Source organism: Alphaproteobacteria bacterium (genome assembly GCA_016699305.1).
In the GTDB taxonomy this organism is placed as follows: Bacteria; Pseudomonadota; Alphaproteobacteria.
Genome location: CP064970.1, coordinates 1,116,011 through 1,132,330 on the forward strand (window position 1 = coordinate 1,116,011; position 16,320 = coordinate 1,132,330).

The following is a 16,320-nucleotide window of genomic DNA, read 5'->3' on the forward strand; positions in this document are numbered from 1 at the left end:
CGGTTTATGTATCGATATTCACCGCGTTCAAGGCGTTTTCCTGGATGAAGTCGCGCCGGGGTTCGACCACGTCGCCCATCAGGGTCGAGAAGACTTGATCGGCTTCTTCCGCATGCTCCACATGCACCTGCAACAACGTACGGCTGGCCGGGTTCAGCGTGGTTTCCCACAACTGCTCGGGGTTCATTTCGCCAAGACCTTTATACCGCTGCATGCTGGCGCCCTGACGGCCCAGTTCAAGCAAGGCATCGACCAATGTGCCGGGGCCGGGAATCCAACGATCTTCGCCGCGCCCCTTGCGTGTGCGCAGATGCACCCCTTCGGTCCAGGGCAGATCCATGCCCGAAAGTGCCTCACGCAGACGGCGCGCTTCGGCACTGCCCAGCAAGGCCGCATCCAAACGCACCACATGTTCGACGCCATGGCGAGTCCAGGACAGGCGCAAACCGCCTTCGGAATCCGCCGTCCCCTTCCAGATCGGCGTGCCCTTGGCCCCGCCCAGATTCTTTTCGCTCAGCCATGCGGCCAATTGCGTGGCCCGCTCCGGCGCTTTTTCAGGAGATTCGATGGTCAGCGCGCCCAGCAGGGCCGCTTGCTCGATCACCTCGGCCGCGCCGCCCGCATGACGGGCCAATGAGGCCGCCGCCGCGCGCGCCGCGCGTGCCCCCTGTAACAAAGCGATCCACTGTTCGCCGCCGCGCGTCTGGCCGCCGGGCAAGATCAAATCGGCCTCGGCCGTCGCGCAATCCAACAGATGGGCGTCAAGCTGCGCGTCGTCCTTTAAGTACCGCTCACGCGCGCCGCCGCGCTTGATACGGTACAAAGGCGGCTGGGCGATATACAAATAGCCCCGCTCAATCAGCTCGGGCATATAGCGGAAGAAGAAGGTCAGCAACAAGGTGCGGATATGACTGCCGTCCACGTCGGCATCGGTCATGATGACGACCTTGTGATAACGCGACTTTTCTACGTTGAATTCTTCCGGACCGATGCTGGTGCCCAGCGCCGTGATCAACGTGCCGATTTCGGCCGAGGACAACATGCGGTCGAACCGCGCGCGCTCGACATTCAATATCTTGCCGCGTAGCGGCAAAATGGCCTGATATTTGCGATTGCGCCCCAATTTGGCCGAGCCGCCTGCCGAGTCGCCCTCGACGATGAACAATTCGCAAAGGGCCGGATTGCGTTCTTGGCAATCGGCCAGCTTGCCCGGCAACGAGGCCGTGTCCAAAGCGCCCTTGCGCCGGGTCAGCTCACGCGCCTTGCGCGCCGCTTCGCGCGCGGCGGCGGCCTCCAGGGCCTTTTGCACCACCTTGCGCGCGTCCGCAGGATGCTCCTCGAACCATTGCTGCAAACGCTCAGCCACCAAGGACTCGACCACGGGCCGCACCTCGGAGGAAACCAGCTTGTCCTTGGTCTGGCTGGAGAATTTGGGGTCGGGCACCTTGACAGACAGCACGCAGGTGAGCCCCTCGCGCGCGTCGTCGCCGGCCAGCTCGACCTTGGCCTTTTTCGCAAGCCCCGATTCCTCGGCATAGCGATTAACTTCGCGCGTCAACGCGCCGCGAAAGCCCGCCATATGCGTGCCGCCATCCCGTTGAGGGATGTTGTTGGTAAAGCACAGCATGGTTTCGTGATAGGCCTCGGTCCATTCCAAGGCCATCTCGACCGTGATGCCGGCCTGTTCTTTGATCAAGGTGACGGGCGCGCCATGCAGCGCGGTCTTGGACCGATCCAACCACGCGACATAGGCAGCCAGGCCGCCCTCATAATGCATTTCCGATACGCGCGGCTCGGGACCGCGACGATCCTCTAAGATCATCGAGACGCCCGAATTCAAAAAGGCCAATTCGCGCAAACGGTGTTCCAGGGTGTTGAAGTCATAGTCCAACACATTACGAAACACATCGCGCGAGGCCATGAAGGTGACCTCGGTTCCCGTGCGGTCGCCGCAAGGGCCGACCGCCTTAAGCGGCGCTTGCGCCACGCCGTCGCAAAAACGCATGGACCATTCCTGGCCCTGACGCCAAATGCGCAGGTCCAAGGTGGAGGACAAGGCGTTGACCACCGACACGCCCACCCCGTGCAAGCCACCCGAAACCTTATAGGCGTTCTGATTAAACTTGCCGCCCGCATGCAGCTGGGTCATCACGACTTCCGCCGCCGACACGCCTTCTTCTGAATGGATATCCACCGGAATGCCGCGCCCCTGGTCCGAGACGCTGGCCGAGCCATCGGCATGCAAGATCACATGCACGCATTTGCCGTGACCGCCCAAGGCTTCGTCGATGGAATTATCCACCACCTCATAGACCATATGATGCAGGCCCGAGCCGTCATCGGTATCCCCGATATACATGCCCGGTCGCTTGCGGACGGCATCAAGGCCGCGCAGAACCTTGATCGATTCCGCGCCATAGGAATCCGGCAGCGAGTCGATGATCGTCGGCTCGGTTTCGGCGTGTTCTGCAAGATGTGCGTTCATGCTTGGCACCCTAGCAGATCGCAGGAAAAATGGGGGAATTTTTCCTTCCCGGCGCAACGAAAAAAACATTCATTATCAATTCGTTGGGTTCCCATAAATCGCGCAATGACGATCTATTCCATCTCCATCGCCGCGCGCGTCAGATTTTGTCCCAGTCGAAGGGCTGTTTCCGTCTCGACCACGGGCCCCAAGCATAGCTGCAAAACGGCATCCGAACCAGGCAAAGGGGCCACACCATACGCCACGCCGCTTGCGGCCAGGACATCCAGCAGACACGCGCGCCAGGCTTTTTTCTCATCCCGTGTCAGGCTTTGCGCGGGACCTGCAGGCTTCAGGCACAAGCGACCGGGCGAAAGCCATTCTTCGCGTTCGGGCACGGGGGCCAAGACCGGGCAGGATTCCAGGCCATCCAACACCGCTTGGGTATTGGCCCGGGTTCTTTCCATCAAGGCCGCCGCGCCGCCGACCGACTCCGCCCAAATCAAAGCATCCAGGCCGTCGGCAAAATCAATATCGGAAAGCGACCAGGCCGTGCCCAAATCCGAGGCTTCCAATGCCAGCACCGCCGGAATCGGCCAGGTCGGTTGATACTGGGCCAGACGATCCATGGCCTGGGGCGACAATGCCACCAAGCCCAAACCCGGCGCGGCCCCGAGGCCCGAGAACAGCCCCAAGGCCACTGCGTCGAATTGCCTCCAGGGCAAAGGCTGGGTAAAGGCGGCCGCGCTGGCATCGCACAGCACCAAACCGGCGCGGTCACGCAACACCCACGAGGCATCGGGCACGCGCACACCCGCCCCCGGCGCGCACCATGTCAGCACAATGTCGTGATGCGCGAAGCTGCGCGTCAGATCGGGCAGGCCGCCATCGGCGGCCATGAAGCAGCGAGTCTCGGGCACCTGCAATTGGCGGGTCACCGTCTCCATCCAGCCGCGCCCCACGACATCCCAGGCAAAGACATCCACCGGCTGCGGCCCCAACATAGACCATAAGACGGACTCGAACGCGCCCGTCTCGCCCGCCGTCTTGGCCATCAACACATAATCGTCAGGCAACGCCAATAAATGGCGGCAGCGATCGAGCATTTCGTTCATATCGGCCACCGCCGCGCCTTCGGTCAGGCGCGCCAAACCGGCCAGGCTCCAGCCCGGCCGCTTGCGCCCCGGCCCGAACCAGCAGGCATTCGAATCATGTTCCGTTGCAATCGCCATCACCTTGCTTGAAAGCACGACCATCACGAGCGGTCAAGACATCTGCGCCCTAGACACTGTGAACAAGGCTGTTGTTTGGATGAAGAGTCTGCGATTCAACACCAGCGTAAACGACAGGTGATGGATGCCGCCTGCGCGAGCATGACTAAGTTGAGAGGGTCGTTTTCATATGAACACGGCACGTTTTGTTGCGGCCCTACTCCACCACTTCCTTGGAATAGGCACCCCAAAAAGACGTTTTGGGCAGCCAGCCGCATGTGCCGTCGAAACAGGCGCGGCACCAAGCGGGTTGACATTTCTCGAGACGGCCAACGGCACCCGGCTCGATCCAGGCTTCAAGACCTGCGCCGGATTCGGGCTTAGCCACCAAGGCACGGCGTTCCTTGCCGGTCACCACAAGACTGCGCTTGCCAGAAAGCATATTGCGCTGAACCCATCCGGTTGCGCCCTCTATGTCGCGCACCTGCCGCCATGTATCGAACTCGGCTACGATCTCGACCGGCAAGCCCTGACGTTTGAACACCCAGGCGATGGGATAACGTGTTCCAGGTCCCGCGCGGAAATTGACATGATCCGAGCGCAGCGCGGCAAAGCGCGGCAACGGTAACCCCGATCCTTTGCGCGCGGCGGGAATGGCCACTCCAGCTTTGGTTTGCTTGGGAGCGGCAGCGACAGGCGTATCCTCCTCCTCGCTTGCATCCTCCGCCATCGGTCCGGCCAAGGCCGCGGTCACGCCCGCGCCAATCAGCAAAAAAACGAAGATCGCCACGCCCAACCCATAGCGGCGTATATCCCTTAGGCCGACCATCACGCCCCCGGCTTACGGTCGGCGCGGCGATGCCTGGGGACCGTTTCTTCTTCCAGGTGCCGCGCTTCGTCAGCCAACAGAATGGGGATGCCGTCGCGGATCGGATAGGCTAGCCCTGCCTTGTCGCTTATCAGTTCTTGAAGCTCTTGGTCATAGCGCAAACGGCCGCGCGTGACCGGGCAGACCAGCATCTCCAGCAATTTCGGATCAAGAGCATTGTCCATCACATCTCTCCTTACCACGAACAATCGGCCTTAATGCACAGGCGGATCGCCGTGAGGGTCCAGCGTGGCCATGCGCAGCAGGACCGTCATCAGGTCGGACCGTTCTTCCAGCGTGCGCGCCTCCAACAAGGCCTGCTTTTCGCCCGAGCTAAACGGACACACCATCGTCAACGAGCTCACAAGACGTTCGACAGGGGCCTGTGACATGGCCTCCCAATCCGCCTCGACCCGTCCAATTTTTAGATAGCCGCGCAGGGCCTGAAGCAAGGCGGCGCGGTCCACCGATTCCGCCGTTTCAGGCGATTCCTGGCCCATATCATGCAAGAAATCATCCCATGACGGGCGTATGCGGCGATAGCCGCGATCCTCTGTCAATTCCTCAGCCACATGGAAACGACACTGACCGGCCAAAGTAATCAGAAAGCGCCCGTCTTCGGTTTCCGAAAAAGCGGTGATGCGCCCGGCGCAACCGGTGCCGTACAAGCGCGGCACCAAAATGTCTGTGGCGGTTTCCATGGGCTGAATCATGCCGATCATGCGATACTCGCGCAAGGCATCCTCGACCATGGCCAGATAGCGCGGCTCGAAAATGTTCAAGGGCAAGCGTCCGCCCGGCAGCAGAACCACGCCATCCACCGGAAACACAGGCAGGCTATCGGGCAATGCCTGGGAAGACGCTGACGGATGGGATCGGGCGGCAGGTTTGGCGGTCGTCATGGTCACGAGAACAACAGCGAGGACAAACGCTTGCGGGCCGAGACGGTCAAGGGGTCGCCCCCGCCCATGACCTCGAAGAATTTCAGCAATTGCTTACGCGCTTGCTGCTCGTTCCAATTGCGGTCGGCGCGGATAATCTCGATCAAGGCATCCACCGCTTCCTCGCGTCGGCCCAAACCGAAGGCGGCGACCGCCCAGTCATGGCGGGCCTGATGATCGCCCGGATGGCTGGCCAAACGCTGCTCCAGCGCCGCCAGCTCGCCCGCATCCCCGGCCGAGGCCAAAACCTCCAGACCGGCGCGGACGGGATCAAACGCCTTATCCGCGATCAGCTCGGGCGGCAATTGGCCCCAGTGTTCTTGCACCTCGGCCACGCGATTTTGTCCCAAAAGACTGCGCAGCCAACCGGCCACGGCGCCGGGATGCTCCGGGGCGTGTTCGACCGCATGCATAAAAGCGGCCTCGGCCCCGGTGAAATCATGGGCGGCCAGCGCCTCCTGCCCGGCCTTGACCAGGGCCTCGACATCATGCCCGTCATCGGGCAAGGCCCCGCCCCCCGCTTGGCCGGCCAGCATCAGCAATCGCTGGATAAAGGTTTTGATCTGAGCTTCGGGCACGCTGCCCATAAAGGCATCGGCCAATTGCCCCTGAAAAAAGGCATAGACCGCAGGCACGGACTGGATACGCAATTGCTGAGCCAGGGCCTGATTTTTATCCACGTCGATCTTGACCATGCGCAACGCGCCCTTGGCCGCCGTCACATGCTTTTCCAGCACAGGCCCCAACTGCTTGCACGGGCCGCACCAGGTGGCCCAAAAATCCACGATCACCGGCACGTTCATCGAGGCTTCGATCACATCGCTCATGAAGCTGCGTTGATCGCTGTCCTTGATAAGAGGCGCATCCGCCATCGGTGCCGCGCCGCTTTGGGATAGATTCGCCAACACGATTGCTGTGCCTCCCGCCCGTTCCGGTTCCATGGCGGCCTTGACCCATCAAGGTGCCTGTCCTATTGCGCGCATTATCCCGTTTTATGCGGCGTCATGCAATCATTGTGGAATCTGCGTTAAGCTGTCTATGGCTGCCCAAGATCAGCCTTGCTTGGCGTCAAGCTTCGCGCAAGGCGCGCAACAGAGGGGGCAACACCGCATCCACGGAATTCATACACGATGTGGGCCTGATTATTATGGGCAGACCCGCACGGAGGCTATCAGCCGATGATCTGCGGAGGTGGCGTCTGGGGCAACGACGATGGCGCAACAGATTCCGAACCGACCACCCACTCGGGTTTGCCGTCGCGGTTTTCCACATAATTGGCCAGCGCCAGCACGATCTTGCGGTCATACAGCGTGTCCATATTCTTCATCAACGAAGATATGGCATCGGATGCGGCGATACCGGGGCGATGCGCACGTGGACTGACCAGGGCAACGAAGGCGTTCGCCACCGAAGTGATGCGTGCCGTGGTTAGGATATCGTCGCCGCGCCGCCCTTCGGGAGCGCCGGTACCGTCGTAATGTTCCAGAATTTGGCGCAAGGTGGGCACAACGGGTAGCTCGAATTCGATCAGCGAAAGGATGTCGGCCGAGTTCAAGATGGCCTCGCGCACTTGTTTGAGCTCGTCCGGCAGCAAGGGCGTGTTCTTGGTCAAGATGGCGCGCGGCACCAACACTTTACCAAAATTCATCAACAGTCCCGCGATCTGCGCCGTTTCACATTCGCTGTCCGTCAGGCCCATTTCCTCGGCGATGGCGCGGGCGATTTGGCCCACGCGCAGGGAATGGCCGGCGGCATAGGGGTCGCGCCGATCCACCACGGCCACCAGAGTATCCAAAATCTGGCGCAACATGCGTTCGCGCCGCTCGCGTTCAATCATCACGCCGGTGATGTCGTCCTCGGTGACCAGGACGGCACCGGTCATCATGGGGCTAGAGGGGAGGGGAATATGGTAGGTCTGCAGGAATTGCAACGCGCCTCCCATATCAATGCGGTCCAAGGTCACGATGGGCGCCTTCTCTTCGCGCGCTTCGCGCAAGCGTCCTTGCAGACGGCGGGCGCGGCGCGGGCCCAGAACCTGTTCCAGGCTATGCCCCATTATTTCATCGACCTCCATACCCACCTGAGTCGCAGCCTCGCTGTTGGCGAAGATATATCGGCCCTCGGCATTGAGGATGGCGATCATACGCGGCTGATTGTCGGCCACCAGGCGCAGCAGGTCATGCTCATAGCGGATGCGACGTTGCAGCTCCGCGATCCTGCGGCCGGATTGGTCGCGCGCGTCTTTTTCTCCCAAGCGCCAACCGGCGAAGGCCGATAGGGTTCCACCAAACATAAAAGCCGCGACGGCGTTCCACGAGGTGACCGTGGCATTGGCCGCCAGCAGATAGATGCCAATAAGGATCATGATTCCCGAGGCGATCGCAGCTGTCCAAGCGATAATCTCCCCCCAATGCGCTCGAATGTTCTGGGCAGAGATAAAGGGACTTTTGCGTGGGTCGCTTGGCGCGCGGGATGTGTTCATCATGTTTCCTCGATGGGCTTGTCGCGTTCTTTGGGGGCACGTTTGCTTAGAATGCGCTGCAACGTGCGGCGATGCATGCGTAAACGGCGGGCGGTTTCCGAGATATTATGGCCGCATTGCTCGTAAATGCGCTGAATATGCTCCCAACGCACCCGCTCGGCCGACATGGGCATGATGGGTGGCAAAGGCAAAATGCGCTTATCCGCCTGCAAAGAAGCCTCAATGGCATCGGCATCGGCGGGCTTGGATAGATAATCCACCGCGCCAGCCTTAATCGCCGCGACGGCCGATGCAATATTACCATAGCCGGTCAAGACGATGATTCGCGCATCGCGCCGCATTTCCCGCAAGGCGCTGACCACATCCAACCCGTTGCCGTTCTCCAGCAAACGCAAATCAACCACAGCGAAGGCAGGCGCCCGGGATCGCGCCATGGCTATTCCTTCGATCGCGGTTCCTGCCTGGAAAACTTTGTATCCTTTGCGTTCCATAGCCTTGGCAAGGCGCGTGCGCAATGGCTCGTCATCCTCGACGAGCAACAAGGAACGCTCGCATTCGGCATCCGATTTCAAATCACTGGACATATCCATGGCCGCTGACATGCGCATGAAACAGCCTCACACGGGACAAAGTGACGCAACAGACTACAAAGGCTAGGACAAAAAAGCAAAAATTCCCTTATCATCGGCCGTTCCGGACGCGGCGAGGTTATCGCTTTCCGAATAAGAGAAAGGTTTCCTATGGTTGCTCATGTGGCCACATTGGCATTTCAAGGAATTGAGTCCCTGGATATCGACGTTCAGGTGCAATTATCTTCGGGAATCGTGGCCTTTACCGTGGTGGGACTTCCGGACAAAGCGGTGGGGGAAAGCCGTGAACGGGTACGCGCGGCGCTGTTGTCCTTGGGACTGGCCTTACCCGCGCGGCGCATCACGGTCAATCTGGCTCCGGCGGATATTCTGAAGGAAGGCAGCCATTACGATCTGCCCATTGCCGTCGGTTTGCTGGTGGCTTTGGGCGTATTGCCCGCCGATGCGGTGGCCGATTTCATGATTTTGGGTGAATTGGGTCTGGACGGGGCCTTGCTGCCGGTGACGGGCGCATTGCCTGCGGCTTTGGCGGCGGCCAGTCGGGGTAAGGGGCTGATCTGTCCCGCCGCATGCGGCAGCGAGGCCGTCTGGGCCAATGAGGGCACCGTGCTGGCGCCTGCCAGCCTGGCCGCCTTGATCAATCATTTCCGAGGCACGCAAGTGCTCAGCCGTCCCGAGGCCCGCATACAGACGGATCCCGGCCATCAACCGGATTTGCGCGATGTGCGCGGGCAGGTGTTGGCGCGGCGTGCCCTCGAAGTCGTGGCGGCGGGGGGGCATAACCTGCTGATGGTGGGGCCGCCTGGCGCGGGCAAGAGCATGTTGGCCGCGCGTCTGCCCGGATTGCTGCCGCCCTTATCGGCTTCCGAGGCGCTGGATGTGTCGATCTTGCATTCCCTGGCCGGGCTTTTGGACGAAGGCCGCCTGTTGCGGCGTCGCCCTTACCGCGATCCGCATCATTCGGCCTCTTTGCCCGCTTTGGTCGGCGGCGGGGCGCGGGCGCGGCCGGGCGAGATTTCCCTGGCGCATCACGGCGTTTTGTTTCTGGATGAATTGCCCGAATTCGCGCGCCCGACGCTCGAAGCCTTGCGCCAGCCCATGGAAACGGGCCGCGTGGTGGTGGCGCGCGCCAATCATCACCTCACTTATCCCGCGCGTTTCCAATTGGTCGCGGCCATGAACCCGTGCCCATGCGGGCATCTGGACGATCCGTCGCGCGGATGCGGCCGCGCGCCCCGCTGTGCCCAGACCTATCAAGCGCGCCTATCGGGTCCGTTGTTGGATCGCATCGATTGCCATATCGAAGTTCCCGCCGTCAGTGCCACCGATCTGACGGTGATCCCGTCTGGCGAAGACAGCGCCACGGTCGCCAAGCGCGTGGCGGCGGCGCGCGCGTTGCAAACGGAACGCTATGCCGCTTTCCGTCGTGACAATGGTCATGTCATGCGCACCAATGCGGATTTGGAAGGCGAGGCGCTTCAACAAGTGGCGGCACCTGATGGTTCTGGATCGGAATTATTGACGCGAGCCAGCGAAAGCCTTAGGTTGTCGGCGCGCAGTTACTATCGTGTTCTGCGGGTAGCACGCACACTGGCCGATCTTGAAGGCGGCGGCGGTGTGCGCCGAGTTCATGTGGCTGAGGCGCTGAGCTACCGGCGACCGGTCTGGGGGAAGAATGAATCGTCTCACACCCAGCATGCGTCCGCCCGACCTGCGGCTTGAAGAAGCGGCAGGTCGCTTACAAGGCCGTAAGATCGCCGGGGTGGACGAGGCGGGTCGCGGTCCCTTGGCGGGGCCGGTGGTCGCGGCGGCGGTTATCCTGCCTTTGCACGGCATTCCCGATGAGACGATGGGCCGCTTGCGTGATAGCAAGATGCTGACACCCCGGCAAAGGCGCATTCTGGCCGATGTCCTGCGCATGCATAGCGATTACGGTCTGGGCGCGGCCAGCGTGGCGGAAATCGACGATCTCAACATTCTGCAGGCCAGCTTGCTGGCCATGCGACGCGCGGTGGCGCAATTGGCGGACAAGCTCGGCGCGTGGCCCGATCATGTGCTGATCGACGGCAATCAACTGCCCCAGGCTCTGCCATGTCCCGCGCGTGTCGTGGTCGATGGGGACATAAAGGTGATGTCCATCGCCGCCGCTTCAATCCTGGCCAAAGTGGCGCATGACCGGATTTTTCATGGCCTGTCGGCGCGTTATCCCGGCTATGGCTGGGAGACGAATATGGGCTACGGCACCCAGGCGCATCGTCAGGCCTTGGGCGCATTGGGGCCCACCCCGCATCACCGCCTCAGCTTTGAACCCCTCGCCACGGCACTACGCGCGGCGTGATTTTCTGTGCGCCTTCCTTCCTTTTTTACCGGAGCTACCCTCACGAAAACGAGGGTCCATCACCTGCCCTGGCCGATGGCGCTGGGGGTTGGAATGCTCCAACCCCTTATAAGCATTATCGAACTAGGCCGAGGCGGTGACGGTGATTTCCGGGCTCTGTGCCGGTTGTCCCAGGGCCAGGCGGCGCATTTGGTCGCGGGCTTGGAGGCATAGGGGGATCAGGTCTTGCTCGGGCGTGGCCATCAGGGCCTCGGCTCCGCCGAAGCCGTCCAGCAATTCTTGCACGGCCTTGCCCAAGCGGCCTGTCGGCGTGATGGAGCAGGATGGGGAATCGGGCGTCTCGTCCTCGGGCGCGGCGTATAGGGCCAGCAGATAGAGGGCGCGGCTTTCCAGATAATGCATGCGCCGCGCCTCTAAAGAGGGGCTGGCATCGGGACCTTCGCGCAGCTCTTCCAGAATCTGAGCCATCACGGCGGCGCTGCTTTCGATTCGCGTGGTCATGTCCAATTTCATGCTGGACGGTAGTCCCAGTACGCCCAGCACGGAATCTAGTTCGGCGTCATCGTCATCGCGGGCCGCATCGTCAAAAGCTGCGGGAACTTCCCGCGCCCGATCGCGCAAGATGCGCCCTCGGGTCGCCATCACCTCGGTCATCATGCCGTGCATATGGGCCAGCGCCGCGCGTCTCCAGGATTGCTCGGCGGCGTCCATGCGGGATTTCAAATAGCTCAATATCTCCCCCTGACGCATCGCCGCGATCTCGTCCGGGGAAAGCCGCATCGCGCATAGTTGCGCCACATCCTCGCCATAGCGTTCTTCAAGCGTCGTCATGTCCATGATCGGGGATCCTTTCACGCCGATAAAGAGGAGAAGAATCTGTCGAACTGCGCCGCCTGGGTCAGGCCTACCTTCATCAAATCATTGACGGCGGCCAGCGCGTCATGCGCCTTGCGGTGGCGATTTTGCAAAATATCCACGTAATCCTGCCGTGCCTCGCCCAATTCACGGTTCACATAGGAATTCTCCAAACGCAAACGCAGATCTTCCCATGCCTGAGCGCGTTGGTTTTCGAGCAATGCGACCAAATCGCGCGCATCGCGGGGATGCTGATCGTAAGCCTGCATCGCTTGGCGCACCGATCGCGCCATATCCGCCGTCAACAGAGACAAAATAGTCTCGACATCCTGCTGCCCCTTTTCCTGCGTGTCTTCCTGGGGAAGGTCTCTCGCGCTAAGGGGCTGCGTGTTCTGGTCGTTCATCGCAAATGCTCCTGGTGCCACGGGTGTTGAATGGGTGGTTGCTCAACTCGTAGGACCATTTATACGGGGAAAAAGTTAATAAATGGTTAAGATTTGTTTGAATATACTTTTTTTAGGCATATTTCATATTAGAGAAATAAACGCGGAAAAGAGATAGGCTACGGACGTTATGATTGATGCAATCCAAACTCGTGCCGCCCGAGCCATGCTCGATTGGAGCCGTGCCGATCTCTCATCTGCTTCCGGGGTCTCAGAGGAGGCTATCCGGAATTTTGAGCGCGGCTTCGTTAATCGTCCTCATACAGAAACGTTAGAGGCCCTGCGTCAAGCATTTGAAAAAAGAGGGATTGAATTTACAGCCAATTCGGGCGTTCGACTGAGGCCGGAGGGAGTAGAGGTGCTTAGTGGCCGCATGGGTCTTATCAGTCTATTAGATCGCGTTTATGCCGAGCTTGTTAAGAACGGTGGCTCAATCATGGCCACAGGAATCGAAGAAGAGGTATGGGTTAACTGCCTGGGTGATTATGCAGAAATTCACGAAAACCGGATGAAAGCATTGCTTATTAGTCGCAATGATATCATGATCTATTCGTTGACAAAACAGGGTAATCTCAACCCAAGAAGCGACAAATACACAGAGTATAGATGGCTATCCAAAGACTCCTTCAGCCCCGTTCCGTTTTATATATGTGGCGATATGCTCGCCGTCGTTTCATTTCAAATTCGATCAGAAATAAATCCAAAAATCGTATTAATAGATTCTGCTTCGATAGCCAGTGCTTACAGAATTCAGTTTGAAGAAATGTGGGAGAAATCGAATCCTGTGCCTGAAACAAGATGCCAAATATGAGAACGAAACAAAAAATGCTCTGCGCCGCAAACGAAGCAACTAAGCCCCTTCCTGGAAATGAGAATTTCTTGTCTGACACCGCTGATCTGTTCTTAGGGCAGAACAGAGGCCATATGGGCAAGCATATGTATGCGGATCACGATGGAAAAATGGGCGATCAGCGTATGTCGGGATCATTTTTATGGGAGATTATATCTAATGACTTTCCACGTTATTATGTATCTCATTCTGATACTGTTCTTATAAAGAATATCTCAGGGAAAATTAAAGAATTCATCCCATGTGGTTTGCCTTTCATTGATCTTGGTCCTGGATCATATGATTCTGTTGCGAATAAAAGTCTCGCATTGGTCCGTGATCTGAAGTCAAATATTTACATGCCCGTGGATATTAGCCAGCATTTCTTGGATGAAGCGATTGTTTCAGCAGGAAAATCCATGCCACTTCTTCCGACATTGATTCAGCAAGCCGACTTCTTTTCTCCGCAATGGCGACATGGGCTTGAAGGAGAGGTCTGTGCATTTTTGGGCGGCTCCACTATTAGCAACTTGGAAGGAACTACGGCTCCAGGCACCATTGATCGAAATTTGCCTGGAGTGATGTCCAGTCTGGCACGTTCCCTTCGCGGCGGCTGGCTGCTTGTGACATATGATGGCAATGAGTCGGAAAGTCATTTGCGGCAGATGTATGAATATCCTACGAACCGCTTATTCATCCTGAATGTCTTTTTCCGCATGCTGGAAGAATTGCCGATATGCCACTTTAACCCGACGGCTTTTGAGTATGAAATGTGTTGGATCCCTCATGAACATCAAGTGGCACATTTGGCTGTTTGTATGGAGGACATGAATTTCCTATTGGACGGCCGTTGGTTTCACCTGAGACGAGGGCAAAAACTCCATCTTCTAAATTCTTATAAATTCCCTAGCGGAAAGCTGGAATCTATGGCGCAGACCTGCGGATGGTCTGTAGTAAAAACATTTACCGATGATGAAAGCCCACTGTGCCTGGCACTGCTGCGCAGTCATATGGCCTAAGTGCAGCCGGATTCACCATGCTCTGCCGCTATAATCTGCCCCATTCCCCCATGCGGCTTGTGGTGCTGAAAGCCTAAGCCAGGGCCACTGCTTAACCGCGTACATATCGGCGCGCGGGCATGTGGTCATAATGTCTTTCTGTGTTGCTCCATCCATCGCGCCCACGAGATTCGACTGCTTTTAGACTTGCTGGATATCCTTTTCCTTGTGGGCCAGGGCGTCGTCGATCTGTTTGACATGCTGATCGGTCGTTTGTTGCAGCTTTTCGGATAGCTTCTTGTGCTCATCCTCGCTGATTTCGCTGTCTTTTTCCTGTTTTTTCAACTGATCCATGCCGTCGCGGCGGACATTGCGCACGGCCACGCGGGCGGTCTCGGCGTAGCGACCGGCCGCTTTGGCCAGGTCCAGGCGGCGTTCGGCGGTCAGCTCGGGCACGGGAACGCGGATCAAATTGCCTTCGGTTTGTGGGTTCAAGCCCAGACCCGACTCGCGAATGGCCTTTTCCACGGATTTGATCAAGCCGTTATCCCAAACCTGGACGGTCAGCAGCCTTGATTCGGGCACGCTGACGCTGGCGACCTGATTAAGGGCCATCTCGCCTCCATAGGCGTCCACCCGCACCGGCTCGAGCAGACTAACCGAGGCGCGCCCCGTGCGCAGGCCCGAAAACTCTTTGTGCAGACTTTCCACCGCCCCAGCCATACGGCGACGCAGATCATCCAGGTCAAACGCTTCGCTCATTTCCACTCTCCCATGCGTCTTAAAAGGTTCCCTTTCGACACCATGCCACAGCTTTATTCCCTTCGCCATGCCATCGTCAGGGATGGCTTCTTATGGTTACGGGCGATTTTCCGAATAATCCGAATAACAAGCGCGTTTCCAGCATGTGGCGCCGCTTTGGTGTGCCCGGCGGGATTCGAACCCACGGCCCCAAGTTTAGGAAACTTGTGCTCTATCCGACTGAGCTACGGGCACGGATGGCGGTTGTCTGGGCAGCGGTTATTTTTCGCCCGTCGCCAGATCGTCCAGCAGCCAACCTTGGAAGATTTTCACGTCCCAATCAAGGCCCAGTTCCAAGGCTTCCTTGCTATCGACGCGGCCAAAGACGCGGCGCATCGTGGGCGGCAGACGGTCCATGGCTTGGCGAATGGCGGGCTGGCGCAAGGTTTCCATCCATTCCGAGCTGGCGGTGATCTTGCAGCCGTCCAGTCCCAAAGCGGCGAAATCCACCACCGGCAATAGATCGGGCGAGACGCCATCGGCCAGGACATGAAAGCCTTCGCGGTGCAAGATATCGATGGCGGTGCGCGTGCGGCGCATGTCGCGCAACAAGTCTTGATGATGAATCTCAAAGGTGATGCAGGCGCGCTGGGGGCGCGTCAGCACGGCGCAAAGGCGCGGGAAGATAGGCTGAAACACGGTCTCAAGGGCCAAATTCATGGAAATCGCTTGGCCGGCCCATTGCGGCGCGTTTTCCGTCATTTCCTCCAGCAGACGCCGATCTAGGGTGCGGCACAAATCCAAGAACAAGCCGTGGCGCGAATCCAGGTCGACATGCGGGAAATGCGCGCGGCGCAAATCGCCAAGGCCGATGGCGTATTCTTGGAAGGCCACCTCCCATGTCGTGCCTTGGCGCGTATAGGCCGCTTGGGTGCGCACATAGCGCCGGATCGACACATTGCCCAGCCATTGCTCTAGATAACTTAGGCTCCAGGCGCTTAAGGGGCCGTATGCCTCCTCGGTTTGCAGGGCCTTTTCCGCCGAGGCCACCGAACCGCCAAAGGTTTCGGCGGCGCGGGCGGCTTCCAGATAATGATTGGTGCGTTCGCGCAGGGGCATGTAGTCTTGCGGCATACGAAACCGCAAGACGAGGCCCTCGGGCACGGACACCGCCGCTTTGCGTTCATCGGGCAAGCAGGCGGCGATCACCAAAGCCTCGTCGCGCACCAAATCGCGCCCCGCCACCGGCAACAGCACAAAGGCGTCGCCATTGCTCATGCTGCGGCATTCCGCTTTGACGCTGGCGCAGGCGCGTTCCAATTGTTCGAATAATCGGTCGCGCAGCGCCTGACCGCGCGCGCGCACCTCGGGCAAGGATTCAAAGCACAGATTCAGCACGCTGACGGCAGTTTCTGCGCGCTTGAAATGTCTTAATCGTAAGATAAGGTCCTGTTCAGGAACCATTTGGCTCTACTCCCGGCGACTGCCGTGCGCATTTTATGCCCTGAAACGTCACCAAATCGTGAAAAGATTTCCATAGGCATCGTGGCAAGAAATCAT

At 59.1% G+C, this 16,320-nt stretch carries 16 protein-coding genes and 1 tRNA gene; 4 read left to right on the plus strand and 13 right to left on the minus strand.

Translation table 11 applies throughout. The annotated features are described in order from the left end of the window. Positions 1-4: 4 nt before the first annotated feature. The 8 genes from gyrB to IPI58_05235 all read right to left on the minus strand — a co-directional run bounded on the left by gyrB (position 5) and on the right by IPI58_05235 (position 8,550). The gene (gyrB, locus tag IPI58_05200; GenBank protein QQR68260.1) at positions 5-2,485 is read right to left on the minus strand and encodes a DNA topoisomerase (ATP-hydrolyzing) subunit B; all 2,481 of its coding nucleotides are present in this window, start codon (positions 2,483-2,485) and stop codon (positions 5-7) included. A 113-nt stretch (positions 2,486-2,598) separates the two neighbouring features. Then, positions 2,599-3,696, minus strand: coding sequence for a hypothetical protein (locus IPI58_05205; protein QQR68261.1), 1,098 nt, complete (start codon positions 3,694-3,696; stop codon positions 2,599-2,601). A gap of 196 nt (positions 3,697-3,892) precedes the next feature. After that, a complete protein-coding gene (locus IPI58_05210) occupies positions 3,893-4,504 on the minus strand; it encodes a hypothetical protein (protein QQR68262.1) in 612 nt (203 codons plus the stop codon). Next, positions 4,504-4,728 (minus strand): Trm112 family protein, encoded by a 225-nt coding sequence (locus IPI58_05215; protein QQR68263.1) that lies wholly within the window; start codon positions 4,726-4,728, stop codon positions 4,504-4,506. Before IPI58_05215 ends, IPI58_05210 begins: the two co-directional genes overlap by 1 nt. Before the next feature lie 30 nt (positions 4,729-4,758). Beyond that, positions 4,759-5,445 (minus strand): LON peptidase substrate-binding domain-containing protein, encoded by a 687-nt coding sequence (locus IPI58_05220; protein ID QQR68264.1) that lies wholly within the window; start codon positions 5,443-5,445, stop codon positions 4,759-4,761. A gap of 2 nt (positions 5,446-5,447) precedes the next feature. Next, positions 5,448-6,356 (minus strand): co-chaperone YbbN, encoded by a 909-nt coding sequence (locus tag IPI58_05225; GenBank protein QQR70050.1) that lies wholly within the window; start codon positions 6,354-6,356, stop codon positions 5,448-5,450. 299 nt (positions 6,357-6,655) lie between these two features. Continuing rightward, positions 6,656-7,969 carry a PAS domain-containing protein gene (locus tag IPI58_05230; GenBank protein QQR68265.1) on the minus strand — a complete coding sequence of 438 codons (1,314 nt, stop codon included), beginning with the start codon at positions 7,967-7,969 and terminating at the stop codon, positions 6,656-6,658. After that, positions 7,966-8,550 (minus strand): ActR/PrrA/RegA family redox response regulator transcription factor, encoded by a 585-nt coding sequence (locus tag IPI58_05235; GenBank protein ID QQR68266.1) that lies wholly within the window; start codon positions 8,548-8,550, stop codon positions 7,966-7,968. The genes IPI58_05230 and IPI58_05235 overlap by 4 nt, the downstream gene beginning before the upstream one ends. Positions 8,551-8,706: 156 nt before the next feature. On the opposite strand from IPI58_05235, the gene IPI58_05240 reads away from it, so the two are divergent. Both IPI58_05240 and IPI58_05245 read left to right on the plus strand, forming a co-directional pair. After that, positions 8,707-10,278 carry a YifB family Mg chelatase-like AAA ATPase gene (locus IPI58_05240; GenBank protein ID QQR68267.1) on the plus strand — a complete coding sequence of 524 codons (1,572 nt, stop codon included), beginning with the start codon at positions 8,707-8,709 and terminating at the stop codon, positions 10,276-10,278. Further along, positions 10,253-10,894, plus strand: coding sequence for a ribonuclease HII (locus IPI58_05245; GenBank protein QQR70051.1), 642 nt, complete (start codon positions 10,253-10,255; stop codon positions 10,892-10,894). The genes IPI58_05240 and IPI58_05245 overlap by 26 nt, the downstream gene beginning before the upstream one ends. Before the next feature lie 123 nt (positions 10,895-11,017). Here IPI58_05245 and IPI58_05250 read toward each other — a convergent pair whose 3' ends face one another. Both IPI58_05250 and IPI58_05255 read right to left on the minus strand, forming a co-directional pair. Further along, on the minus strand, positions 11,018-11,731 hold the full coding sequence (locus IPI58_05250) for a hypothetical protein (GenBank protein QQR68268.1): 714 nt from the start codon (positions 11,729-11,731) through the stop codon (positions 11,018-11,020). Between the two features lie 14 nt (positions 11,732-11,745). Further along, positions 11,746-12,153: a hypothetical protein gene (locus tag IPI58_05255; GenBank protein QQR68269.1), complete on the minus strand. Its 408-nt coding sequence runs from the start codon at positions 12,151-12,153 to the stop codon at positions 11,746-11,748. A 169-nt stretch (positions 12,154-12,322) separates the two neighbouring features. Here IPI58_05255 and IPI58_05260 point away from each other — a divergent pair, with 169 nt between their 5' ends. Beyond that, complete coding sequence (locus IPI58_05260; GenBank protein QQR68270.1) at positions 12,323-13,003, plus strand: helix-turn-helix transcriptional regulator; 681 nt, start codon at positions 12,323-12,325, stop codon at positions 13,001-13,003. Continuing rightward, complete coding sequence (locus IPI58_05265; GenBank protein ID QQR68271.1) at positions 13,000-14,040, plus strand: L-histidine N(alpha)-methyltransferase; 1,041 nt, start codon at positions 13,000-13,002, stop codon at positions 14,038-14,040. Before IPI58_05260 ends, IPI58_05265 begins: the two co-directional genes overlap by 4 nt. Before the next feature lie 180 nt (positions 14,041-14,220). Here the strand turns inward: IPI58_05265 and frr are convergent, their stop codons facing one another. The 3 genes from frr to IPI58_05280 all read right to left on the minus strand — a co-directional run bounded on the left by frr (position 14,221) and on the right by IPI58_05280 (position 16,224). Then, a complete protein-coding gene (gene frr / locus IPI58_05270; protein QQR68272.1) occupies positions 14,221-14,781 on the minus strand; it encodes a ribosome recycling factor in 561 nt (186 codons plus the stop codon). Positions 14,782-14,938: 157 nt separating this feature from the next. After that, positions 14,939-15,015 (minus strand) — tRNA-Arg (locus IPI58_05275). Positions 15,016-15,039: 24 nt separating this feature from the next. After that, on the minus strand, positions 15,040-16,224 hold the full coding sequence (locus tag IPI58_05280; GenBank protein ID QQR68273.1) for an EAL domain-containing protein: 1,185 nt from the start codon (positions 16,222-16,224) through the stop codon (positions 15,040-15,042). Positions 16,225-16,320: the final 96 nt, after the last annotated feature.